We start from the raw sequence: 25,828 nt of genomic DNA on the forward strand, positions 1-25,828 counted from the left end.
AATTAAATAAAACAAAAACATGAATTTACTTATCAAACTTATTATTTCTACTGTACTGGTTTTCTTATTGTCTAAATTTTTAACCGGAATTGTAGTGGATAACATGACAACAGCATTGATGGTTGCAGTTGTACTTGCTTTGTTAAATACTTTTTTAAAACCGGTGTTAATATTGTTAACCATTCCTGTCACAATTGTAACTTTAGGTTTGTTTTTATTGGTTATTAATGCTGCAATAATACTAATTTCAGATAAATTGATTGATGGTTTTCAAGTGGCTGGATTTTGGTACGCACTATTGTTCAGTTTATTATTATCCATCAGTTCCTCAATTTTGAACAAAATTTTTATAGATAAAAAGTAATTTTTATACGTTTGAAATTCAATTAATTAAAAACTTGTTTGGGTTGTAAAATTTTTTTAATTTTGCAACCCAATTTTAGGGTATAAAAAAGAGAAAATGAACATAACAAGACAAAACGTTGATGCTTTAAACGCAATAGTAACTGTTGCCGTATCAAAAGAAGATTATTCAGATAAAGTAAATCACATTTTAACTGATTACAGAAAAAAAGCAAATATTCCAGGTTTTAGAAAAGGGCAAGTTCCTATGAGTGTGATTCAAAAACAATACGGAAAAGCGATTTTATTGGAAGAAGTAAACAAAGTACTTCAAAAATCATTAAATGATTACTTAGTTCAAGAAAAATTAGACATTCTTGGTAATCCACTTCCAAAAGTTACTGAAAATTTCAATTGGGATTCTGATGATTATACTTTTCAATTCGAATTGGGTTTAGCGCCAGAATTTACTTTAGACTTATCGGCTAAAACTAATGTGACTCGTTTTAAAATTGTTGCTGATGAAACGATGTTAAACGAACAAATTGAACGTATTCAAAAACAATACGGTAAATTAATTCCAAAAGATAAAGTGGAAGAAGGTTTTGATGTTTCAGGAACATTTTCAAATGAAGAAAAAGGCATCGAAAACAGAACAACTATTTCTTTAGATATATTCAAGGATAAAAAAACAGCAAAACTATTCATCGATAAAAAAGTAGGTGATGTTGTTGTATTGAATACTAAAGGACTTTTTGATGACGACCATAAATTAATGGATTATTTAAAAGTTGATCACGATGATGTTCACGATTTAGATGTTGAGGTGAACTTTACAATTGATGAAATCAATGCAACAGAATTAGCGGAATTAAATCAAGAATTATTTGATAAGTTATTTGGTGAAGGAAATGTAAAATCTTTAGAAGAATTAAAAGCCAAAATTAAAGAAGACGCTGAAGGTCAGTTTGCACAACAAGCAGATCAAAAATTCTTAAATGATGTAACAGAATCTTTAATTGATAATACAAAATTTGATTTACCAGCAACATTCTTAAAAAAATGGATTCAAAATGCAGGTGAAACTCCTTTAACAGCAGAGCAAGCTGAGGAAGAATATCTTAAATCAGAAAAAGGTTTACGCTATCAATTAATTGAAGGAAAAGTAATTGTAGAAAACAATTTACAAACTACATTTGAAGAATTAAAAGCATTTACTTCTGAATTAATTAAAAAACAAATGGCTCAATTTGGGCAATTAAATCCAACCGACGAAGAAGTTGAAGGAATTGTTGCAAGAGTTTTGTCTAATCAAGATGAGGTAAAACGTTTGTCAGAACAAGTAATGAGCGAAAAAATGCTGAATCTATACAAAGAAAAAGTTCCTGCAAAAACTAAAGAAGTTTCTTACCAAGACTTTATTAAAGAAATGTATGGAGAATAATTTCTCATAAAAAATAATTATCTTTGAGCGTCAAACTAGTTTTGGCGCTTTTTGTTTCAAGACAATTTGTCATCAAAAGTATTAGGCACGAACTTTGCAAAAAAATTATAATAGTTTTAAGTTTAAATCCCTTTAAACTTTTAAACACATAAACTTTTAAACTTAATTTATGAATTACGGAAAAGAATTTAGGAAATTTGCTACTAAGCACCAAGGCATAAATAATTTGTATTATGATAAAATTGTAAAACAAATTACACCAACAGGTATGACTCCATACATTATGGAAGAACGTCAATTAAATGTTTCTCAATTGGATGTGTTTTCACGTTTGATGATGGATAGAATTATCTTTTTAGGAACAGGTGTTGACGATCAAATTGCAAATATTGTACAAGCACAATTGTTGTTTTTAGAAAGTACAGATGCTTCTAAAGATATTCAAATTTATATCAATTCTCCAGGAGGTAGTGTTTATGCGGGATTAGGAATTTATGATACCATGCAATTCATAAAACCTGATGTAGCAACAATCTGTACAGGAATGGCTGCTTCAATGGGCGCTGTTTTATTATGTGCTGGTGCTGACGGAAAAAGAAGTGCTTTGCCGCATTCTCGTGTGATGATTCACCAACCAAGCGGCGGTGCGCAAGGTGTAGCTTCAGATATGGAAATCAACTTAAGAGAAATGTTGAAATTGAAAGACGAATTATATCATATTATTGCACAACATTCAAAACAAGATTTTGATAAAGTTTACAAAGACTCTGAGAGAGATTATTGGATGATTGCAGCTGAAGCCAAAGAATATGGTATGATTGACGAAGTATTAGAAAGAAAATAAAACTGGTGATAGGTAATGTTAATGAGTAATAGGTTTGCCCATAAACAATAACTAACAACCCATAACCAAAAGAAATGGCAAAAGAAGTATTAGAATGCTCGTTTTGTGGAAGATTAAAACCAGAAACTAATTTGTTAATTGCAGGAATCAATGCACATATTTGTGATAGATGTATAGAACAAGCGTACGGAATAGTATCTGAAGAATTAAAACAATCGGGAAATTCAGAGTTGTTTACAGACTTAACATTATACAAACCTAAAGAAATTAAAGCTTTTTTAGATGATTATGTTATTGGTCAAGATCAAACTAAGAAAGTAATGAGCGTAGCAGTTTATAATCATTACAAACGTTTGATGCAAAAAACAACTGAAGATGAAATTGAAATTGAAAAAAGTAACATCATCATGGTTGGGCAAACAGGAACAGGAAAAACCTTAGTAGCTAAAACCATTGCAAGAATGTTAAACGTTCCTTTAGCAATTGTAGATGCAACTGTACTTACAGAAGCAGGTTATGTTGGAGAAGATGTTGAAAGCATTTTAACACGATTATTACAAGCGGCAGATTATGATGTGGAAAAAGCTCAAAGAGGCATCGTTTTTATTGATGAGATTGATAAAATTGCTCGTAAAAGCGACAATCCTTCCATTACAAGAGATGTTTCTGGAGAAGGCGTGCAACAAGCTTTATTGAAACTGTTAGAAGGAACTGTTGTTAATGTTCCACCAAAAGGAGGAAGAAAACATCCAGATCAAAAATTTGTTGAAGTCAACACGCAAAATATTTTATTTATTGCAGGTGGTGCTTTTGACGGTATTGAAAGAATTATTTCAAAAAGATTGAACAGACAAGCAGTAGGGTACAGTTCTTCTATAAATACGGATCAAATCGATAAAGATAATTTATTGCAATATTTAATTCCGAAAGATGTAAAAGATTTTGGATTAATTCCAGAAATTATAGGTCGTTTGCCAGTGCTTACTCACATGGATCCGTTAGATGCTGACACTTTGCGTAGTATTTTAACAGAGCCCAAAAATGCCTTAGTAAAACAATATAAAAAATTGTTTGAAATGGATGATGTAACTCTTGAAATTGAAGAAGAAGCTTTAGCTTTCATTGTAGAAAAAGCTTTAGAATACAAATTAGGAGCAAGAGGTTTGCGTTCGTTATGTGAAGCTATCTTAACTGATGCGATGTTTGATATTCCAAGTTCTGAAGAAAAGAATTTGATAGTAACTAAAGAATACGCAGAAAATAGTTTAAATAGAAATTTATTGCAACGATTGAAAGCTGTTTCTTAAAATTCAAAAATCCCGATTTTAATTTAAAATCGGGATTTTTTTATTATTTCAAAATTCCACCACCAGTTTGAACTTTTTCGGTTTCAATAGTTGTATTTTCTTTATCTAGTTTTAAGTTTCCAAAATTATAATTCAACGAAATTCGGAAAGTTCTTGAATCTCTTTTTTGATAAAAATGGGTATTTAAATTACTTGATGCAATTACAGCATTAACTTCATTGGCATTAAATACATCTAAAACATGTACACCTAAAGTTAGTTTTTTATTTAGAAATTCTCTGTTAAATGAAATATCAAATTGCTGAATTGGTTTTGTTATGTTGTAAATTTCCCAATTTCCTCTCGGAACTAAAAAGTAGTTTAAATTGCTTTTTACATTCCATGGTAACAAAATTTGAGCTTCACCACCATAATTTACAATAGGTTTTTGTTGGAATGGAAAATCAAAACCTTCAATAGTTGTTTTAACATAATTAATGCTTAAATAAATGTAATTCATTCTGTCAATTTGATTTAAACGTTCTTCAAAAACAGTTTTTCCTTTAAAAATATAATCCAACGGAATTGGAAAATTAGCATATGCAGTAAACGTTTTTACTTTATCAAATTGTTTGAATGAATTAGAACTTATCAATTCATTAGGCTCAGCATTAAAAACAAAAAAGTTTTGGTCTTTTCCAACAGTATAATTTGTTCCCACTTGAATAAAATCTAGAGCCGAAATTTTAAATTCGTAGTTATCAAAAAACACAGGATTCAATAAAATATTTCCACCAGAAGTGTTGTATTGATCAAAAGTGCCTCCATTTGGGTCTAAGGTATTGTAATTGGGTTGGTTTATTTTTCTGGAATAAGAACTGCTTATGTTTACGTTATCACTCAATTGGTACAAAGCACTTACATTGGGAAATAAATTGGTGTTTTTAAAAGTAACTTTTGTGTTTACATCTTCTACAACTGCGTTTCTATCGATGTTAAAATCTTCTAATCGTAAACCTAAAGAGAAATTAAACTTCTTAATTTTTTTACGAGCTTCGGCATAAAAGGCTAAATTTGTTTCTTTATAATCAAAATTAATAAGTGTTGTTGTTGGGGAAGCAATAGTGTATTTACCCAAATTAGAAACTTCTAAATTATTATATTTTCCACCAGTATTTAAGGAAAAACCTAATTTATCAAAAGGTAAAATAAAGTCGTATTTTAAATAATTATTCATTAATTCAAAATCACTGCTAATTGAAATTAAACTTGTGGTGCTATTTTCAATAGCATTCGAATTATTAATAGGATGATTTTTAATGAAATTAGTGTAAGCGGTCAGGTTTAATTTTCTTCCTAAAGTGTCTAATTTAGTTCTGAATTGCAAACTTATTTCGTGATTATTTCCTTTGTTTTTTCCTATTCCATTGTTGGCATATTCATCAATATCTGAACCTGTTGTTTTTGAAATAAAATCGTTTCTGTCATTATTAAAAACAGTATTGTAATTGAGCAATATATTTGATTTTGAAGTCAATTTGTAGTTGGTTCCAATGCGTGTATATAAATTTCTATTGGTTGTAAGACTCATTCTTTGTTGAAGAATATTTTTATTGGGGTTGAATGAGGTAAAGGTTTGCTCGTTGTTCGTTACTTCTTCAGCTTCAATATAATTATAGCCCATCATGGTTTGCCAACTTAAATTTTTCTCTTTTCCATTTAAAAGAATTTGCGGACTTGGTTTTTGATATTTATTAAAATTATAATTGATGTTGAAACTGGCATTAATTCCTTTTAAACGAACTGTACTTGTAAGTAAGTTAATAATAGAACCGCTTGAATTGGCTTCAAAGGCTGCTCCAGGATTATAAATTAATTCTATATTGTCAATTGCTTTTGCAGGTAACGATGAAAGATAGTTTTGTAAATCTTGACCGCTTAATGAGTTAGGGGAATCATCAATATAAATTGAAATTTGTTTTCCGTTTAAAGTAAACCCTCCTGTTGGTGAAGCTACAACGCCGGGCATTTTTTTAATAGCATCTAAGGCAGTTCCTGAACTTATTAATGGATTATCTTTAACACTAATAGTTGTTTTGTCTGAATCTACTTTGATGTATTTTTTTCTATCGTAAACAACAATTTCTTCAAGTTGTCCTACTTTTTCTGACAGTTGAATGGGCTCTAAATTTATTGTTTTTTGATTGGATGAAATAGTTATTTCCACTTTCACTTCATTGAATTCATAAGTAAAAATGGTTAATACATAAGTTCCAGGTGCTAAATTTTCGGTGATTTGAAAATTACAACCTGTTCCATTATAATATTTGTTAAAAGTAGATACATTTTTTTCTGATTTATCCAAGGTATAATATCGAACTACTTGGTCTTCGCTGCAATCAGTTTCAGAAAATGTTTTAATGGAAATTGTGGTGTTTTGTGCTACCGAACTGATAGAAAATAGGCCAAATAGCACAAATAAAGAAAGCATTTTTGAAAAATTAAAAGCATTTTTTACCTTTAATAATTCATTTAATTTTAAAAGTCTCATGTTTTTTTGATTTGATTGATGATTGTTCATAAGACTCATCAAAATCAAAAATGTTACAAAATTTTTTTAAAAAGAGGCTACACTGCATCGTCTAGGGTTACAACCATATCTTGGCACACTAGAACAGGAAACTAAAAATAGAGTCAATAAGAATAAAGCAATTAATTTTTTCATTTTATGCTGAATTTATATCAGCATCTTGTAATGCTGAAGGTTTAATTTAAATCGTTATTAATTGCATTCGCAAAAGTTGTTCCATGTAATTTCGGTCGTTTGAAAGACGAGGAATTTTATGTTGACCACCCAATTTATCATTTTCTTTTAACCAATCATAAAATAATTTTGGTCGAGCTACATTCAATACCAACGGATTTAGTGTCATATTATTATAACGTTTGGCTTCGTAATCTGAATTTAAATTTTGTAAGTTTTGGTCTAAAATTGCACTAAAATGACTCAAATTTTCAGGCAAGGTTTTAAATTCAATCATCCATTCATGAGCTCCTTTTTGCTTATCTTTCATAAAAATTGGAGCAACCGTATAATCAATAATTTCACATTGTAATGTTTTACAAGTAGCTGTTAAAGCCATTTCGGTGTTTTCTACCATTAACTCTTCTCCAAATACATTCAAATAATGTTTGGTTCGTCCTGTAACTCTAATTCGGTAAGGATTTAAACTTGTAAATCGAATCGTATCGCCAATCAAATAACGCCATAAACCTGAATTTGTGGTAATTACAACAGCATAATTTTTATTTAACGCCACTTCATTTAAACGAATTACCTTTTGATTATCTTTTCCAAAATTATCCATAGGAATAAATTCATAAAAAATACCGTAGTCTAACATCAAAAGTAAATCGTTGGAATTGTTTAAATCTTGTAAAGCAAAAAATCCTTCCGAGGCATTATAAATTTCATAATACTGAAAATTATCTTTAGGAAATAATTTTTTATATTGTTCTCTGTAAGGGTCAAAATTGACACCACCATGAAAATAAACTTCGGCATTAGGCCAAATTTCATGCATATTACTTTTGCCTGTTTCTTCTAAAGTTTTATTTAGCAAAACCATCATCCAACTCGGAACACCAGCTAAGCTTGTAACATTTTCTTTTATAGTTTCATTAATGATTGCTGGCATTTTATTTTCCCAATCGCCCATTAGAGATATACTACTGCTAGGCGTAGAACTAAATTCTGCCCAAATAGGCATGTTATCAATTAAAATAGCCGATAAATCACCAAAAAAAGTGTTGTTATCTTCATACAATTGCTTGCTTCCACCTAAGCGAAGACTTTTTCCAACAAACAACTGAGAATTTTCATTATTATTTAAATACAAGCACAATAAATCTTTACTAGCTTTATAATGACAGTTTTCTAAAGCTTCTGCACTAACAGGAATAAATTTGCTTTTAGCATTGGTAGTTCCGCTAGATTTTGCAAACCATTTTATAGGAGTATTCCAAAAAATATTTTGTTCGCCTTTGCGAGTTTTTTCTATTAAAGGTTCCAATTCTTCGTAAGTTGAAACAGGAATTCTTTCTGAAAAAGTTTTGTAATTGGTGATAGAATTAAAACCGTATTGTTTTCCGATATAAGTGTTTTCGGCTTGTTTTAATAAACTAAATAACAACTCTTCCTGAACTTCATTAGGATATTTTAAAAACAATTCCATTTGATGAATTCGTTTTTTTAAAAGGAAAGATGCAATAGAATTAATTATTGGAAAAGCCATTTTTTATGTGCTTACTTATTAAGATTGGAAATAAACTCTATAATTGCATTAGATATTTGGTTTTGACCCACATCACTAATTAAATAATCTCTATCGTTATCATTAGATAGAAATCCAAGTTCCAAACAAATGGCAGGAACTTCTGATTTTTTTAATATAAAAAGGGAGGCACTTTTAACACCTCTGTTTTTTAAGGTTATTTTTTCTTCTAATTTTTTTGCCATTTCTTCGGCATATTGTTTAGACTTTTCAATGGCTTTGCTTTCTGGTGAAACATAAACTTCAAAACCATTTGCTTCAGAATTCAATAAGCTATTTACGTGCAATGATATAACTAAATCTGGTTGAATCGTGTTGATGAACTCAACTCTTTTTTTATAAGCAACATTTTCATCATCAATTCTTGTAAAATGCAGCTTTACATTTGGTTTAATTTTTGAATTTTTTAATTTCTTAGTGATAGAATCTATAATGGCTTTTTCTGTAAATTCATTTCTGATATTTCCATAATCTGAACCGCCATGACCTGAATCTATAACAACATTAATTTCTTCAACTGAATTAGAATTAAAGGACAGAAAAATTAACGTTAGCAAAATCAATATTATTTTACTGTATTTTTTCATGCTTGCTTTGGTTTAATATTTGTACGCCTTATATTTACGCTAAAATAACAATTTTTTGTGATAATTTGTTTCAATCTGAAAAAAAATCTAATGACTTACGAAGGTGTACTTACTAAATTGCAAACAGAATCAGGAAATCCTATTCAATATTATTTAGTTTTTGAAAATAGTTTTTTAAATGTAAATCAATTAATTGGTAAAGAAACGGAACTGGTTTTTCAAGGATATCAATGTTTAAATTGTGGCAAACAAAAGAAAATTTTTCGTCAAGGCTATTGTTATGATTGCTTTATGAATAGTGCTTCGGTAGGTGATTGGATCATGAAACCTGAATTGAGTACCGCTCATTTAGACATTGAAGATAGAGATTTGGTTTATGAGAAAAAAGTACAATTACAACCTCATATAGTATATTTAGCATTGTCAAGTGAAGTAAAAGTTGGAGTTACCAGAAAAACTCAAATGCCTACTCGATGGATTGATCAAGGTGCTGTGCAAGCCGTTCCAATTGTTGAGGTTCCTAATCGTTATTTAGCTGGAATTACTGAAGTTGCTTTAAAAAATCATTTTGCAGATAAAACAGCTTGGCAAAAAATGTTAAAAAATGAAGTTTTACCAGTCGATTTATTAGCCGAAAGACAAAAAACGTTGCAATGGCTTCCTGATGAAGTGAAGCAATATTTTGCCCGTGAAGCAACAGTATTAGATTTACACTATCCCGTGTTAGAATATCCTAAAAAAGTATCCAGTTTAAATCTAGAAAAAACGCCAACTTTTACTGGAAAAGTATCTGGTATCAAAGGGCAATACCTTCTTTTTGAAGATGGAACTGTTTTTAATGTTAGAAGTAATGAAGGCTATGTGGTGAAGATAAGTTTGTAAAAATTCACTGTTTAATAAGCCCTAATTTAATAAACCCAGTTGATATTTTCATCTCAATAAATAAAGTTTCATTTTCAAATGTGTATGGAATTTCATCTTTCTTGCCTGTTTTATCGGTAAAAATTATTTTTTTGTTTAATTTGTCATTTTCAAAATCACCCGAAATTTCATCCATCATTGGTAAAATAATAAGTATTTTTTTATTGTTAAATTGATAACTAATTGGAAATATTAAAAAATCAGCCATTTCCTTGAAATTTTCAGCCTCTTCTTTTCTGTTAATATCTTTATATTTTAAAGAATCTTTAACTTTATTATAATAAATAATTTCGTCTTCATAAGATATAACTTTCCATTTTCCATCTAAATCTTGAGAATAAAAAATTCCACTATGAACTAAAAATAATAAAAACAAAAAATTCTTCATAAGTTTGGTTAATTTATATTTATTAATCTTTTTTCTTTTTTCCGTTAAGAAAACCATTTAAAGCATCTTTTCCTTTGGTTTTTAGGTCTTCTTTTACCTTGGTCTTTACTTCTTCCGCTTTAGTAGTTACTTGTTCTTTTACGTCTTCTTTTGTGGTTGGTATATTTGTTTTAGTTGTATCGCCAGGTTTTTTGGTCTTATCAATTAAGTTTCCTAATGCTGAAGTGCCTTGACCTATTAATTTATCTTTTTGTTGTTTTACCAACTGCGAAACTAAATTTGTAGTAACCATTTTTAAGTCGGTTGTGAATTTTGGAGCTCCAAAACTACCATTCATAACACCATTTATTGGAATGTTTTCTAATTTATTGGCATCTGCTGGACTTAGTTTTGCAATTAAGTTATTAACATCTTTTCCTAAATATTTTACAGGAACATCAAACTTTAAATTGTAATTCATGCTTTGATCAAAACCGTGAGTTCCTCCAACATTTACCACAATATCTTGGTATTTTAAATCAAAAGGTTTTACGTTCACTTTTCCATCTTTAAAACTTAAAGCAGCTTTAACATCATTCAAATTTAATTTGTCTAAATCAATAAAATTAAGGTTAGATGTTAATGTGGAAAGCAATTTAGAATTTTTATCGGTAATCGTTGTAGATAATAATTGCCCTAATAAATCACCAGAAAGTGTTTTTAAATCTGGAGTCATATCATTAGTTAAATTACCCGAAAGCTTTATGGTTGAATTTAATTTTCCATTAATCACACCTGCAATTGGTGCAATTTTAGTCAACATGTCTAATTTTGTGAACGATTCTGCAATGTTGACTTGATTTAATCCTAAATTCATATCAAAAGTTGGAGTAGTTCCTTTTGTGGATACCATTCCTGTAAGTCCAATAGTTCCTCCAAAAATACCCATGGTTAAATTGTTTAAAGCTATAGCTTCATCTCTTACAATCATAGTTCCAGAAACTTCTTTTAAATTCAAATTATCATAAACTACTGTTTTTGCTTTAGCAGTTACTGTACAATCTAAAAAGGAAGGAATTTTTACGGCTTCTGTAGCTTTAGTTCCTTCAGCATTTGTTGTAGTGGTTGGCGCCATAAAATCAGCAACCAAAAGCAGGTCTGAATTCATATTGAAATTTCCTTTTAAGACTTGATTTTTAAATAAAAAGCCATAAAAATTGTCCAAAACACCAGTAACATTTAGATCAGAATTTCCTGTTTTTGCATTAAATTGATTCAACTGGATTTTACTAGTGTTAAAAACTACCGCTGCCTTATTAATCAAGAAAGGTTTTGCCATTTCTGGTCCAGTATAATTGAAGCCAGTAATTGATAAAGTACCTGAATTTTGAATATTTTGATATTGTGAAGTTTCCACCGATTTCATGTCAAATTTGGTAATAATATCAGCATTTAATATTCCAGACAAAGGTTGATCTAACTGAATAGGATAAGCTTTTGAAACGTTGGCTAAATTTATAGTTCCTTTCAATTCGGCATTCACCAGTGCGTTTTCAAAATTTTTAACCGTCGCTTTTGCATTAAAAACATCTTGATCTATTGAAAATGATAATTGGTCTAAATTCACGTAAGTATCATTCATTAGGCCTGTTTCATTAACAATATGAGTATCAATTATAATATTATTGACTGCTTTGGGTAAATCTGGATATTTGAATCTGGCATTCTTTGAAGCGATTTCAATATTGAATTTAGGAATTGTAGTTTCCGTTAATTTTCCATTTACTTTTCCATTCACAGTAAAATCTCCTGAAGTTTCTACCGTATTAAGATCACCAGAATAAGCTGCAGGAACCAATCCTAAAAAGTTTTTAAAAGATGAAGTTGGTGTATTGAATGTTAAATCATATAATTGACCATCATCCAGCATTTGTAAATATCCATGAAATTTTAGAGGCAATTGATTTATTAAAGCTTTGTTGTCTTTAAACTCAAATTTCATTTGATCCATATCAATGCCTAAAACAGCATCTAGAGTAACGGCTACATTGCTCATGTACTTATTTTTTTCCATTTCAAAGGATAGTTTTGCATTAGTTTTAGTATCTAAATCTAATTTTTGTGCTGCAAAATTTCCAGTTCCTGTATGATTGATGCTGTCTAAAATCATTTTCATATCAGAAGCTTCATCTAAATATGTAAAACGTAAATTTTCAATTTTATAGTCTTGAATGTTTAGTGCAAAAGGTTTGCTATCACTATTTTCAGATGGTTGATTTTCTTTTAAAGCAATGTCATAATTGCCTAAACCCTCTTTATTGAAAATTATATTTACAATTGCATTTTCAGATGAAATACTTTCCAAATTCATCGTTTCTTCAGCATCTTTAAAAAGTTCTCTAATGCTCATTTTTAAGTTGGTTTCACCACTATAAAAAAGAGTATCACCTACAAAAGGAGCTTTATTAATAATGCTCAATTTTTCTATGGTTACTGTTGCTTTAGGAAAACTTTTAAACAAACTTAGATCTACATCTTCAAAAGCTACTTTTGCATCCACACTTTCGTTTAATGTTTTTGCAATAATTTCTTTAATCTTATCTTTAAAGATGAAAGGCGCTGCTGCCAATGTGATAATTAGAATTAATAAAGTAATTCCAGTAAATTTTAATATTTTCTTTAACATGATAGTGAATTTTAGACTTTTATCTTAAACAAAAGTAATACCAATTTGAAAAAGAATGTATTAAGATTCTAATAATTTTTTACAGAATTTCAATTAATCAATAGAAAGTTCTTCGTTTTCTTTTAAATTAAACCTTTTTCTGAAATAATAAACGGCCAAATACATTAAAGGCGTATCCAATAATGCGATAAAAATTTTAAATGCAAAACCACTAATAAATAAAGGTAAAAAAAGTTTCCATGGAAGAATTTCAAAGAAACAAAGTAGTACTAAAACAGAAAAAGTATCAATAGCTTGAGAGGTCATGGTTGAAAAATTATTGCGAACCCAAAGCATTTTACCTTTTGTTATTTTCTTCCAAAAATGATATACTTGAATATCAATATATTGTGCAAAAAGATAAGCGCTCATAGAGGCTACAACAGCCAATGCCGTTTGACCAAATACTTGTGTAAACAAATAGTCATTTACTGGAGAAGTTTCAATGGCAGGAACTTTGTTGGCAATAAAAATAATTAAAAGTGAAAATAGAGAAGCAAATATTCCAGTGGTAACAACTTGGTTGGCTTTCTTTTTTCCATAAATCTCAGAGATGATATCAGTCACCAAAAAAGTGATTGGATAAGGAATAATACCGACAGAAATTTCAAATAATTTGGCTCCAAACAGTGTAAAATCTCCAAACGGATGCCAGTAAAAAAACTTTTGAAAAATCAAATTTGAAACCACAAGCGAAGCAATAAAAAGACTTCCAAGTATAAAATAAATTTTTTGAGCTAAAAGTTTTTCAGAAACAGTCATTTTGTTTAATTTAAAACAAATATAATTAAACAAAATTTATTATTTATGTATTTAAAAATTTTTCAATACATTTCATTACTTTTTTATAAAATTTGATTCCAAAATAAAAGCAAAATGAAATTGTTATTAAATAAAATACAATTGGTAATAATGAGACGAAAACTTCTAAATTATTATTGTTAGACATAATGATATTTTATGTTGTTAAATATAAACAAAGCTAAAGTACATATTTTTTTTTAAAAAACCGCTAATTTTTTAGGTTAGCGGTTTTGTAGTCTGAAAATAGATTAACTAAATATTTAATGTATTATTTAATTTCTAAAGAAAATGGCATCATGGCTTGAACTCCTTTGGTATTTTGAGCTCTTTTAATTTTTTCTAAAAGCATATAGGCTTCTGTTCCTAATTGCTCTTTTAGTAACGCTTCTTTTGATTGAAATAGTGAAATCCCAGACAAATTAGCCAATAAATCATTGAAGTTTGTTTTGTATTCAGGGAAATTCTCTGTTCTGTATTCTTTAATCTTAGCTAATTTTGCAGCATGTTTTATAGCATCGTCCAAATTACCTAATTGATCAACTAAGCCATTTTTTAAAGCATCTGTTCCAGTCCAAACTCGTCCTTGCGCAATAGCATCTACTTGATCAGTTGTCATTTTTCTTCCATCAGCAACTCTTTGTAAAAAAGTACTATAAACATTTTCAATTCCTTCTAAAACTACATTTTTATAATCTTCATCAAGAGGTTCAAAAAGACTATAGCCACTCGCATTTTTGTGAGTTTTAACTTGTTCGGCATTAATTCCAATGTTTTTTCCTAGTTCACTCATATTGGGTAACATTCCAAAAACACCTATAGAACCAGTAATAGTGCTTGGTTCAGCAAAAATGTAGTCAGAATTACACGAAATATAATAACCGCCAGAAGCTGCTACATTTCCCATGGAAACTACAACGGGTTTAACTTTTTTTGTCAATTCAATTTCTCTCCAAATTAGTTCAGAAGTTAAAGCACTTCCTCCAGGACTATCGACACGTAATACAACAGCTTTTACATCTTTGTCTTCGCGAGCTTCTTTTAAAGAACGATTGATTGAACCTTCACCAATAATATTAACACTTCCTTCACCACCTTGGATTTCACCTTGTGCATAAATGACAGCAATGGTATTATCAGCCGTGAAATTAGTCGAAGGAGAATCCGCTATGGAAGCATATTCAGAAATTGAAATTTTGTTATATTCTGTATCTTTTTTTGCTTTTAGTTTTTTATGAATTAAATCATGGTATTCGTCTTCATAACCTATTTTGTCTATTAACTTTGCATCCAATGCCATATTTGGAGTTCTAGCTCCTAAATTATCAGCAATAGAATTTAAAACGCTTACATCAATTTTTCTACTTGCGGCAATATCAGTAACAACAGTTTCCCAAATAGATTGTAATAAAACAGTCAATTGTTCTCTGTTTTCAGCACTCATTTCTTGTGCTAAATAGGGTTCAACAGCACTTTTGTACTTTCCATGACGAATCACTTCAAATTTCACACCTGATTTTTCTTGTAAATCTTTCATGTAAATAACCTCTGAAGCCAAGCCTTTAAAATCTAATTCACCCACAGGATTCAAATAAATTTGATCAGCTACCGAATTCAAATAATAATCTTTTTGACTCAAAACATCGGAGTATGCATATACAAATTTGCCTGATTTTTTAAATTCATCTAATTTATTTCTGATTGCTTTTGTTTGCGCCAATCCTAATAAAGAATTGTTTTTTAGTATAGAAATTCCTTTGATATCATCATCTGTTTTGGCTGCTTCAATAGCATCAATCACTTCAATTACACTCGCCTTTTGTTTGCTTTCTAACAGTGCTTCAAACGGACTAGGTTCAAAAGTTCCATTATAATCTAGGGTTATTTCAGATAAATCCAATTCGATTACTGAGTTTTTTTCTAATTTAGGTTTTCCGTCGCCACTTCCTGCAAAAGCACCAATGATTAAAATGAAAAAGAAAAAAATAAAACCGAATAAAAAGATTCCGACTATTGTTGATAAAACGTTACTTAAAAATCTCATTTTTAAAATATTAATTATTGTTATTATAAGTATGCAAATGAACAAAAAAGTTACATGTTCATAAAAAAAACATTTCATAAATTATTAGTCTAAAATAGTTCGTTATTTTTGCCCAATATGAAATCACAAAATCAAGTTGTTTTATCGATAGGAAGTAATGTTGGAAACCGATTGGAAGCCATTCAATCCTCTATCAATGTGATTCATAATGAAATTGCGACAGTAGTTAAAGTTTCTAAACTATACGAAACTCCAGCTTGGGGCTTTGAAAGTGCTCCTTTTTATAATGTTGCTGTTTTAATTCATACCACCAAATCAGCCCAAAAAGTTTTAACACAGATTCATAAAGTAGAAAAACAACTTGGGAGAATCCGTTCTAATGAAAAAGGCTATCAAGCACGAACTATTGATATAGATATCGTTTCGTTCAACGAAGAAATTATTTCCACAGAAAATTTACAAATTCCGCATTTTGAAATGCAAAATCGCAAGTTTGTACTTTTGCCAATGCACGATTTAAATTTAAATTGGATGCATCCAAATTTTAAAAAATCTATTACAGAGTTGCTTCTTAATTGTGAAGATGAAAGTGAGTGTGTTGTGATTGAAAAATTAGTTTCTCCTATCGAAAAATTAAATGTTCGAGCATTCAATTATATTGCTATTGAAGGCAATATTGGTGCTGGAAAAACTACTTTAGCAACAAAAATATCAGAAGATTGTAATGCTAAATTAGTTTTAGAACGTTTTGCTGATAATCCTTTTTTACCTAAATTTTATAAGGATCAAAACCGATATGCTTTTCCTTTGGAAATGTCATTTTTAGCTGATCGATACCAACAATTAACAGATGATTTGGCTCAATTTGATTTGTTTAAAGATTTTATTGTAGCGGATTATCATATTTTTAAATCGTTAATTTTCGCTAAAGTTACTTTACATGAAGATGAGTTTAGATTATATAAAACCATGTTTGACATCATTCATAAAGAAATGCCTAAACCTGATTTGTATGTGTATTTATACCAAAATACGGAACGACTTTTAGCTAATATTAAAAAAAGAGGTAGAAGTTACGAACAAGAAATTCCGGCCGATTATTTGGAAAAAATAAACCGTGGTTATTTGGATTACATCAAAACGCAAACCGATTTAAATGTTCTGGTTATTGATATTTCGGACTTAGATTTTATAAAAAAGCAGAGTGATTACGTTTTTTTATTAGATGAAATCAATAAAAGTTTATCTAAGTAACGAAAAATGACCTTTAAAGGTTTGATTAAGAGATTCAATTTCAATAAAATACCAATAATCACTTGCTGGTAATTTCATTTCATTAAACGTTCCATCCCAAGCTAAATTACGTGAATTTAATTCCGTTATTAATTTTCCAAATCGGTCAAAAATATAAGTTTTAGCATCGTTATAATTTTCTATGCCTTTTACTTTCCAATACTCATTGGTTCCGTCACCATTTGGGCTAAAAAATCTAGGGATGGATAGAAATACAAAGGGTTTAATGTCAAAACCACAATCGTTTTTTTCTCTAACATAAGCATTATACAAGCCACCATTGTTTAGGGAAAAAATATTAGAATCATAATAAGTAACACCATCAATAGAATACTCAAAGTCTCCTGAATTGGTTGTCAAAATAGTAACATTGTCTAAAGCCACAAGCACAGATTCAATAACGGGTGAGGCAATTAAAGAAATAGTAAAATTTTTAGTAGCACTACAATTAGAAGTATTGGTAATTATAACACTGTAATTTCCAGAATTATTTATTGTAATATTTGATGTAGTGGCACCTGTTGACCATAAATAAGTGGCATTATTAATGCCTGCATTTAAAACTATAGTGCTGTTTTCACATATAAAAGTACTAACATCTGTAACTGATGGATTACCATTTACTGGAACAGTTATCGGAATTCTCGGAGATGTACAATTGTTAAATCGTGCTTGAATATAAAATGTTGTGCTCTGATTTAAGGAAGGGGTTTGATAAGAGTTCCCTACAAAAATAGGAGAATTACTTGTTGCAGAATCATACCAATTGATGGTTCCAAAGTCGGACGAGGCTATTAATGTTGCAGAGTTTCCTTCGCAAATCGCAATTGGATTTGTAATATTAATAGACGGAATTGGAGTTATAGTTGCCGTAACAGCTATTCTATTGGAAGGATTACAAATAGAAGCTGCATCTTCAACGTAATATGTAGTTGTAGCGTTCAAAAAAGGAGTGTTAAAAGCATTTCCAGTAAATATTGGTGTTCCCCCTACAGCATTTGAGTACCAATTTACGCTGCCAGAAACAGCTGTTGCTAATAAAGTTAAACTGCCAGAACCACAACTAAAATTTCCACTAGAATTAATAATGTTAGGTATAAAAATAGAGGTCGTAGTAGAAATTTGTAAAGTGGGATCATTGGGCATTCCACCATATTCAACAATGTAGCCTTTCGGTTGGTAATCACCACTTGGATCACCCGAGTTAGGTAAATCGTTCCAAGAGCCAGGTATGCCAACACCAGGAGCAGTTACATGAGCGAAATTTTCATTAGCGTTTCCAAAATTATTAGGTTCGTTAGTATTCCAAAAAGCAAAGTTCGGACTCGTACCATTAACTAATCCGTTCCATAAAACAGTGCCACTTTCTGGACCTGTAACCCATTTCCAAACCCCTTCTGTTTCGTCGTCAGACCCACCAATCCATCCAGCACCTGTTGCTTGAATACCACTAATTTGAACTTCTGCCATGGAAGTTATAGTTGCTAAATAGCCTTGTAAGCCGTAATAGGTTGAGTTTTCTGCTGCTATTTTGGCATTTTGCCATGTAATTCCAATGTTGGGTACATATTGATAATAATGATCTGTGGCTTCTAAATAATTGGCTTGACCCACTGTAATAGAAAAAGTTCTCTGACCATTAGCATTTGGGTTGTTATTACTAAAAACTACATTTTCAATAGCATTAATCAATTCAATGTAAGTGGGTTGATTTGAAATTCCTGTTAAAGTTAATTTTCCTTCAATAGGACTCCAACTCGAATTTATGTTAGGATTTGTTCCAGTTAAATTCAAAACATCTTCACCTAAAACATAACCTGAAGATATTTGTATGTACATGGCATCAATGCCTACATCGTCAGGATCAACAATAGACATACTAGTGACAATAGGGATAGAAGTTGTTGGGCAGTAAGCTTGATTTCCTGTTGCAGATAAAATAGGAGCAACATTCTGAGAAAAGGAAAATAGGCCTAGAAAAAGCAAAAACAATAAAAGATACTTTCTTGTCATTTTGTAAATTTACGAATTATTATTGCATCTTTTGAAACAAATCCCAGATCACAATTCCAGCACTAACGGAAATATTTAAAGAATGTTTGCTTCCAAGTTGAGGAATTTCAATCACACCATCACTTAAGTTGATAGCTTCTTGTTGAACACCTTTTACTTCATTCCCAAAAATTAGAGCATATTTTTTATTTGTTTCAGGTCGAAAGTCATTCAACATTATAGAATTTTCCACTTGTTCAATCGAATAAATTGCAACTTTTTTAGCTTTTAATTTTTCAACAACTTCTAAAACATCTTTTGCATATTCCCAACTCACCGTTTCAGTTGCACCCAAAGCCGTTTTGTGAATTTCTTTATTAGGAGGTATAGCTGTAATGCCACACAAATAAATTTTTTCAATCAAAAAAGCATCACAAGTCCTAAATACCGAACCTATATTGTGTAAACTTCTAATGTCATCTAAAATAATGATAATTGGAGTTTTATCAGCGTCTTTAAATTCCTCTTTGCTTATTCTGTTTAGTTCTTCGTTGGCTAGTTTTTTCATAGGACAAAGATAGTTTTTAGTTTAAAAGTTTAAAAAAATATTATATTAAAAGGTTATGAGATTATAAGGTTAAAAGAAATTCTTTATGAATCTTAATATCTAAATGGTTGAAAATTGAATTTTGCCATTGAAATTGAAATTGTCATTGATTTTTGTAACTTCGCAAGCATTACCTAAACTAAATTATTGTGGCTAAGAAATCAGCAAAAGAATCTAAACCAAAAGAAGTTAAAGAAACTCCTTTAATGAAGCAATACAACGGAATAAAAGCAAAATATCCTGATGCTTGTTTGTTGTTTAGAGTTGGAGATTTTTACGAAACTTTTGGAGAAGATGCTGTTCGTGCTGCCAATATTTTAGGAATTACGTTAACCAAACGTGGTGCTGGTTCTGAAACCGAAACAGCCTTAGCTGGTTTTCCACATCATTCCATCAATACCTATTTACCAAAGTTAGTTAAAGCTGGACTTCGTGTTGCGATTTGCGATCAATTGGAAGATCCCAAAATGACCAAAACCATTGTAAAACGAGGTGTAACCGAATTAATTACACCAGGAGTTTCCATGAATGATGAGGTCTTGCAATCCAAATCAAACAACTTTTTAGCTGCTTTACATTTTGGAAAAATTTCTATTGGAATTTCGTTTTTAGATGTTTCTACTGGTGAATTTTTAACCGCTCAAGGAAATGAAGAATACATTGATAAATTATTGCAAAATTTTCAACCTAGTGAAGTCTTAATTCCGAAGCAATTCAAGTTAAAGTTTAAAGAAGTTTTTGGAGAAGATTATCATACTTTTTTCTTGGAAGATTGGATTTTCAAACAAGATTATGCTTTTGAAAGTTTAACCAATCATTTTCAAACCAATTCATTAAAAGGTTTTGGTATTGAAGAATTACAAGAAGGAATCATTTCATCTGGTGCGATTTTGTATTATTTATCAGAAACTCAACATAACAGAATCCAACATATTACTTCCATTCAACGAATTGCTGAAGATGCTTATGTTTGGATGGATAGATTTACCATTCGAAATTTAGAATTGTATCATTCTACCAATCAAAATGCTGTAACCCTTTTGGATGTCATTGATAGAACTTTGTCGCCCATGGGTTCGCGATTGTTGAAGCGTTGGTTGGCTTTACCTTTGAAAGATGCTGTTAAGATAAAAAGCCGTCACGAAGTTGTTGCTTATTTCAAAGAAAATCAAGAAATCTTGAAGAAAATCCAAGTTCAAATTAAGCAAATTTCTGATTTAGAACGATTAATTTCAAAAGTAGCTACTGGAAAAATTTCGCCAAGAGAAGTCATCTATTTAAAAGATTCTTTAGATGCCATTATTCCTATAAAAGAGTTGGCGCTATCATCTAATAACGATTCTTTGAAAGTAATTGGAGATAGTTTACATGCTTGTGAATTACTTCGCGAAAAAATAAAAACCACTTTAAACCAAGAAGCACCAGTTGCTATAAACAAAGGAAATGCTATTGCTTCAGGAGTAAATGAAGAATTAGATGAATTGAGAACTATCTCTTCCAAAGGGAAAGGTTTTTTAGAAGATTTAGAACTTAGAGAAAGTGAAAAAACTGGAATTACTTCTTTAAAAGTTTCTTTCAATAATGTTTTTGGCTATTATATAGAAGTTAGAAATACTCATAAAGATAAAGTTCCTCAAGATTGGATTCGTAAGCAAACTTTGGTTAGTGCTGAACGTTACATTACGGAAGAATTAAAAGAATACGAAGCCAAAATTCTTGGAGCAGAAGAGAAAATTCAACTCATAGAAAATCAATTGTTTGAGCAGTTGATTACTTGGATGTCTACTTATATAAAACCTGTTCAGTTAAATGCTAATTTAATCGCTCAACTGGATTGCTTAAATTCGTTTACCCAAATAGCTATCGAACAAAAGTTTGTGCAACCTCAAATTGATGAAACTTTTGATTTAGAAATCACTGAAGGTCGTCATCCTGTGATTGAAAAACAATTACCTGTTGGAGTGCCTTATATTTCGAATAATGTCTTTTTAGATAGAGAAACACAACAAATCATCATGATAACTGGTCCAAATATGTCAGGTAAATCGGCAATTTTGCGACAAACGGCTTTGATTGTGTTGTTAGCTCAAATGGGAAGTTTTGTGCCAGCTGAAGCTGTTCGAATGGGAATTGTAGATAAGATTTTCACAAGAGTAGGAGCAAGTGATAATATTTCTATGGGAGAATCGACTTTTATGGTAGAAATGAATGAAACCGCTTCCATTTTGAATAATTTGTCTGAAAGAAGCTTGATTTTGTTGGATGAAATAGGAAGAGGAACATCTACATATGACGGAATTTCAATTGCTTGGGCGATTGCTGAATATTTACATGAGCATCCAAACAAACCTAAAACTCTTTTTGCCACTCATTATCATGAATTAAATGAAATGGAAGTCACGTTTGATAGAATTCAAAATTTTAATGTTTCGGTAAAGGAATTAAAAGATACGGTTTTATTCATTCGTAAATTAGTAAAAGGTGGAAGTGCGCATAGTTTTGGAATTCACGTGGCAAAAATGGCAGGTATGCCTCAAATTGTGATTCAGAAAGCTCAAAAGTTATTGAAACAGTTAGAGAAAAAACATTCATCTAATGAATTGATGGATGTAAAAGCAGCTAATGATGAATTACAATTGAGTTTTTTCAATTTAGACGATCCATTATTAGAAGAAATAAAAGACCAAATCATCAATATTGATATCAATACACTAACACCTGTTGAGGCTTTAATGAAGTTGAATGAAATAAAGCGAATGATAGTTAAAAAATAATTTAAAAATAATGTTTTAGTTATCAAAAGGTTATGAAAAAGTTTTGTTTTTTTTGGTTAAAGTGCTTGTAAGAATAAAAATATGTTCTATATTTGCACTCGCAATACAGAAGAAGTATAGCAAAGTTCTTAAAATATAAAGTGAAAATAGGCTCATTTAGAGTGTGATTCTGTTCTACTTAATCTAGTCTTTTTTGAGTTTTATGATAAACGCGAAAATAGCTCAGCTGGTAGAGCGCGACCTTGCCAAGGTCGAGGTCGCGGGTTCGAACCCCGTTTTTCGCTCAAAAATATACCAATGGTTTTTAAAACCTAATGCTCGAGTGGTGGAATTGGTAGACACGCTGGACTTAAAATCCAGTGGGTAGTAATGCCCGTGCGGGTTCAAGTCCCGCCTTGAGTACTAAAAGCTTCAAACTAATGTTTGGAGCTTTTTTTGTTTATAACATCGTTATTATTTTCTTTGCATTTTTTTAAATGTTTATTAAATTATAGTAACTTACTTCTTTAAAATAAGCAACATTAATTATGGCAACTTTTGTGATTAGCAAACGTTTAGACGATTCCTATAAATTTGAATTTGTTTCAAGAAAAGGTAAAACAATCTTTACTAGTGTAAACTTTGAATTGCGGTTTGAATGCGAAAACGAAATTGAATATTTAAAAGAGAACTTAGAGGCTGTTTTTTTTATGAAATTTAAATCTACAAGAGGCAAATTTTATTTTAAAATTATTTTAAACGAAAAAGAGATTGCAACAAGTAGGAAATATTCTACGCAATTACTGCTTCAAAAAGCAGAAAGTGAAATTTTAAGAAGTTTATTTGGTGCAGAAATTTTAGATTTTTCTTCTAGTGATTCTATATTTAGTGATACTTAAAAAAAAGTAGTTTCAAAAAAAAAGCCTCACAATGTGAGGCTAATTTTTTTGCTAATTGCTAATTATTGAGCAACTTCAGTAGTAGCTGAATCTGTAGTAACTTCAGTAGTAGCTGAATCATCAGCAACTGGAGCAGCTTCTTCAACTGGAGCAACTTCTTCAGTTGTTGCAGCCTCTTCAGTGTTTCCTTCAGCTTCTTTACAAGATACGAACATCATAGCAACTAATGCTAAACTTAATACAACTTTTTTCATCTTTTTTATTATAAAAGGTTAATAATTAATTCGGAGCAAAGATATAAAATTTTTGACATGACAAAATATTTTTTCATATTTTTTTTAAAATATTTTTTACCCTTGAATTCCGCATAACAAATTTACAATTTCCGTGCCAAAAAAATACATTTTTAGTATTATTTGGTATTGATTTTTAGTTCTTTAATAATATTCTTAGCATCAGCATATTTGTCAATTATAAATAAAACATATCTGATGTCAACCATGATATTTCTGCATATAGCTGGATCATAGTAAATATCACTCATAGTACCTTCCCAAACTCTATCAAAGTTCAGTCCAATCAGGTTTCCTTTGGCGTCTATTGCAGGACTTCCAGAGTTTCCTCCAGTAGTGTGATTCGTTGCTATAAAACAAACCGGTAACTTCCCATCTTGAGCATAAGCGCCATAATCTTTCTTGTTGTATAAGTCAATTAATTTTTGAGGAACATCAAATTCGTAATCACCAGGAACATATTTCTCCATCACACCATCTAAATAGGTTATTGGTTCATAATAAACAGCATCTTGTGGACTATAACCATTCACTTTTCCATAAGTTACTCTTAAAGTGCTATTAGCATCTGGGAAAATTCTGTCATTTGGAAATAATTCAACGATTCCCTTCATATAAGTTCTTTGCAATCCGGTATTTCTTAAGTTGATTTCGTCATATTTTGGAGCAATTTCAGTAAAATAAGCATCAGCTAAAGATTTAACCAATTGAAAACCTTTATCAGCATTTATTTTTTCAACTACAGTTTTGGCATCACCATTTAATAATTCTTTTAGCTTATCATAACTCGTTAGGCCTGAAGTAGCATAAATTTCTTTAGCCAAAGCACTTGCATTGATGTTTTCTAATGAACTTGGTAAAAATTGTTTAGGTGATTTTGTAGCATACAATTGAATCAATTGTTCAAAAACCTTTTCATCCACTTGTGCGTTAAAATCTTTATAGGAATTCTCAAAACTCGCGATTAGATTGTCTTTTCTGTCATTAAACGATTGTTCCCCTTTTGAAGTGTAAACTTGTTCTAATTGGTATAATTTAAATCCAAAACTTAATAATTCTGTATTTCTTAAAACGACTTCACTAAAATAATCTCTTGCAACTGCATAATCTTTAATTTCAGTATAGTTTTTTTCAAATTCAGAAAGTAAATTTCCGAATTCAGCTTGTTTTCCTGCTTTTGCAACTCTGTTGTTAAAGTCAACTTCAAATTTTTGTTTGATGGCAACTGCATTTGATTTTTTTAAACCTTTGCTTTCTCCAATCCATTTTTTCCAATAATTAGCAACACCAGCATATTTTGATGCATATTGAATTTTGATGGCTTGATCTTTTCGCATGAAACCATCTTGCACCTTTAGAGCAGCATCACGAATTTCAATTTTAGCTGGATTTAAATCATTAATAATTTGTTCCACAGCAAATGAAGGTAAATATTCTTGCGTTCTTCCAGGATAACCCATTACCATAGTAAAATCATTTTCTTTGATTCCTTTAGTAGAAATTGGTAGGAAGTGTTTTGGTTTGTAAGGGATATTGTCTTTTGAATATTCAGCTGGGCGATTATTTTTATCAGCATAAATTCGGAATAAAGAAAAATCTCCTGTATGTCTTGGCCAAACCCAGTTATCAGTATCTGAACCAAATTTTCCAATAGAACTTGGTGGAGCTCCAACCAAACGAACATCTTTAAAAGTTTCTGTTACAAACAAAAGGTACTGATTTCCATCAAAAAAAGTCCTGATTTTGTTTTCTTGCCAAGCTTCTTTGGGTAAAGATTCGCTGTATTTTGAAATGTTTTCTTGGATTTTCTTTTGTTTTTGAGCCTCATCATTTAAAGTTTCAACTCCTTCCATGATTTTCGAAGTTACATCTTCAATACGAACTACAAATGTTACAACCATTCCTTTATTAGGCAATTCGTCTTCCATTTTATAAGCCCAAAATCCATCTTGAAGGTAATCGTGTTCTACAGTCGAATGATTTTGAATCGCTCCATAACCACAGTGATGATTGGTTAAAATTAATCCTTGCGGAGAAATAACTTCAGAGGTACATCCACCATTAAATTGCGGAACAGCATCTTTTAAACTAGAATGGTTTACATCATAAATGTCTTTTGCTGAAATTTTCATTCCCAACGACTTCATTTCGGCTTCATTCATTCCTGTTAGTAATGAAGGTACCCACATACCACCTTGTTGTGCTTGTAAATGAACCACAAAAAAGAGTGCAATTAATTTAATAAATTTCATAAGTATTGTTTTTATAAGTTTTGCAAGTTAAGATATTTGGTTTT

Annotated in this window: 19 protein-coding genes and 2 tRNA genes; 10 read left to right on the forward strand and 11 right to left on the reverse strand. The window is 30.4% G+C overall.

What is annotated here, in order from left to right; genetic code table 11:
- Window positions 1-19 precede the first annotated feature (19 nt).
- From ACTF56_RS05670 to clpX, 4 genes are all read left to right on the forward strand, one after another.
- Window positions 20-364 carry a phage holin family protein gene (locus ACTF56_RS05670; RefSeq protein ID WP_438965940.1) on the forward strand — a complete coding sequence of 115 codons (345 nt, stop codon included), beginning with the start codon at window positions 20-22 and terminating at the stop codon, window positions 362-364.
- A 96-nt stretch (window positions 365-460) separates the two neighbouring features.
- On the forward strand, window positions 461-1,786 hold the full coding sequence (gene tig / locus ACTF56_RS05675; RefSeq protein WP_438965941.1) for a trigger factor: 1,326 nt from the start codon (window positions 461-463) through the stop codon (window positions 1,784-1,786).
- Window positions 1,787-1,955: 169 nt separating this feature from the next.
- Window positions 1,956-2,630: an ATP-dependent Clp endopeptidase proteolytic subunit ClpP gene (clpP, locus tag ACTF56_RS05680; protein WP_438965942.1), complete on the forward strand. Its 675-nt coding sequence runs from the start codon at window positions 1,956-1,958 to the stop codon at window positions 2,628-2,630.
- Between the two features lie 74 nt (window positions 2,631-2,704).
- The gene (gene clpX, locus ACTF56_RS05685; RefSeq protein WP_438965943.1) at window positions 2,705-3,937 is read left to right on the forward strand and encodes an ATP-dependent Clp protease ATP-binding subunit ClpX; all 1,233 of its coding nucleotides are present in this window, start codon (window positions 2,705-2,707) and stop codon (window positions 3,935-3,937) included.
- Window positions 3,938-3,980: 43 nt separating this feature from the next.
- Here clpX and ACTF56_RS05690 read toward each other — a convergent pair whose 3' ends face one another.
- The 3 genes from ACTF56_RS05690 to ACTF56_RS05700 form a co-directional block, all read right to left on the reverse strand.
- A complete protein-coding gene (locus ACTF56_RS05690) occupies window positions 3,981-6,467 on the reverse strand; it encodes a TonB-dependent receptor domain-containing protein (protein ID WP_438965944.1) in 2,487 nt (828 codons plus the stop codon).
- A gap of 220 nt (window positions 6,468-6,687) precedes the next feature.
- The gene (locus ACTF56_RS05695) at window positions 6,688-8,211 is read right to left on the reverse strand and encodes a GH3 auxin-responsive promoter family protein (RefSeq protein ID WP_438965945.1); all 1,524 of its coding nucleotides are present in this window, start codon (window positions 8,209-8,211) and stop codon (window positions 6,688-6,690) included.
- A gap of 11 nt (window positions 8,212-8,222) precedes the next feature.
- A complete protein-coding gene (locus ACTF56_RS05700; RefSeq protein WP_438965946.1) occupies window positions 8,223-8,837 on the reverse strand; it encodes an N-acetylmuramoyl-L-alanine amidase family protein in 615 nt (204 codons plus the stop codon).
- Window positions 8,838-8,927: 90 nt separating this feature from the next.
- Between ACTF56_RS05700 and ACTF56_RS05705 the strand changes: the two genes are divergently transcribed.
- Window positions 8,928-9,719 (forward strand): DUF2797 domain-containing protein, encoded by a 792-nt coding sequence (locus tag ACTF56_RS05705; protein ID WP_438965947.1) that lies wholly within the window; start codon window positions 8,928-8,930, stop codon window positions 9,717-9,719.
- 4 nt (window positions 9,720-9,723) lie between these two features.
- Here the strand turns inward: ACTF56_RS05705 and ACTF56_RS05710 are convergent, their stop codons facing one another.
- From ACTF56_RS05710 to sppA, 4 genes are all read right to left on the reverse strand, one after another.
- Complete coding sequence (locus ACTF56_RS05710; protein ID WP_438965948.1) at window positions 9,724-10,146, reverse strand: hypothetical protein; 423 nt, start codon at window positions 10,144-10,146, stop codon at window positions 9,724-9,726.
- 22 nt (window positions 10,147-10,168) lie between these two features.
- Entirely contained in the window at window positions 10,169-12,811 is a 2,643-nt protein-coding gene (locus ACTF56_RS05715) for an AsmA family protein (RefSeq protein WP_438965949.1), read from the reverse strand.
- Window positions 12,812-12,904: 93 nt separating this feature from the next.
- The gene (locus tag ACTF56_RS05720; protein ID WP_438965950.1) at window positions 12,905-13,612 is read right to left on the reverse strand and encodes a queuosine precursor transporter; all 708 of its coding nucleotides are present in this window, start codon (window positions 13,610-13,612) and stop codon (window positions 12,905-12,907) included.
- Window positions 13,613-13,922: 310 nt separating this feature from the next.
- On the reverse strand, window positions 13,923-15,695 hold the full coding sequence (sppA, locus tag ACTF56_RS05725; protein ID WP_438965951.1) for a signal peptide peptidase SppA: 1,773 nt from the start codon (window positions 15,693-15,695) through the stop codon (window positions 13,923-13,925).
- Between the two features lie 117 nt (window positions 15,696-15,812).
- Between sppA and folK the strand changes: the two genes are divergently transcribed.
- A complete protein-coding gene (folK, locus tag ACTF56_RS05730) occupies window positions 15,813-16,949 on the forward strand; it encodes a 2-amino-4-hydroxy-6-hydroxymethyldihydropteridine diphosphokinase (RefSeq protein WP_438965952.1) in 1,137 nt (378 codons plus the stop codon).
- On the opposite strand, the gene ACTF56_RS05735 is transcribed toward folK, so the two are convergent.
- Complete coding sequence (locus ACTF56_RS05735) at window positions 16,938-19,001, reverse strand: T9SS type B sorting domain-containing protein (protein WP_438965953.1); 2,064 nt, start codon at window positions 18,999-19,001, stop codon at window positions 16,938-16,940. The two genes, folK and ACTF56_RS05735, sit on opposite strands and share 12 nt — an antisense overlap.
- Window positions 19,002-19,020: 19 nt before the next feature.
- Window positions 19,021-19,548, reverse strand: a complete 528-nt coding sequence (locus ACTF56_RS05740) for an RNA methyltransferase (protein WP_438965954.1) — start codon at window positions 19,546-19,548, stop codon at window positions 19,021-19,023.
- Window positions 19,549-19,793: 245 nt separating this feature from the next.
- Between ACTF56_RS05740 and mutS the strand changes: the two genes are divergently transcribed.
- The 4 genes from mutS to ACTF56_RS05760 all read left to right on the forward strand — a co-directional run bounded on the left by mutS (window position 19,794) and on the right by ACTF56_RS05760 (window position 23,239).
- Window positions 19,794-22,361: a DNA mismatch repair protein MutS gene (mutS, locus tag ACTF56_RS05745; protein ID WP_438966048.1), complete on the forward strand. Its 2,568-nt coding sequence runs from the start codon at window positions 19,794-19,796 to the stop codon at window positions 22,359-22,361.
- A 211-nt stretch (window positions 22,362-22,572) separates the two neighbouring features.
- Window positions 22,573-22,645, forward strand: a tRNA-Gly gene (locus tag ACTF56_RS05750).
- Window positions 22,646-22,677: 32 nt separating this feature from the next.
- Window positions 22,678-22,763, forward strand: a tRNA-Leu gene (locus ACTF56_RS05755).
- Between the two features lie 125 nt (window positions 22,764-22,888).
- Entirely contained in the window at window positions 22,889-23,239 is a 351-nt protein-coding gene (locus tag ACTF56_RS05760; RefSeq protein WP_438965955.1) for a DUF1508 domain-containing protein, read from the forward strand.
- A gap of 62 nt (window positions 23,240-23,301) precedes the next feature.
- Here the strand turns inward: ACTF56_RS05760 and ACTF56_RS05765 are convergent, their stop codons facing one another.
- Window positions 23,302-23,493, reverse strand: coding sequence for a hypothetical protein (locus ACTF56_RS05765; protein ID WP_438965956.1), 192 nt, complete (start codon window positions 23,491-23,493; stop codon window positions 23,302-23,304).
- A 158-nt stretch (window positions 23,494-23,651) separates the two neighbouring features.
- Window positions 23,652-25,784 (reverse strand): S46 family peptidase, encoded by a 2,133-nt coding sequence (locus ACTF56_RS05770; protein WP_438965957.1) that lies wholly within the window; start codon window positions 25,782-25,784, stop codon window positions 23,652-23,654.
- Window positions 25,785-25,828: the final 44 nt, after the last annotated feature.

It is taken from the genome of Flavobacterium sp. (assembly GCF_965657075.1).
Classification (GTDB): Bacteria; Bacteroidota; Bacteroidia; order Flavobacteriales; family Flavobacteriaceae; genus Flavobacterium.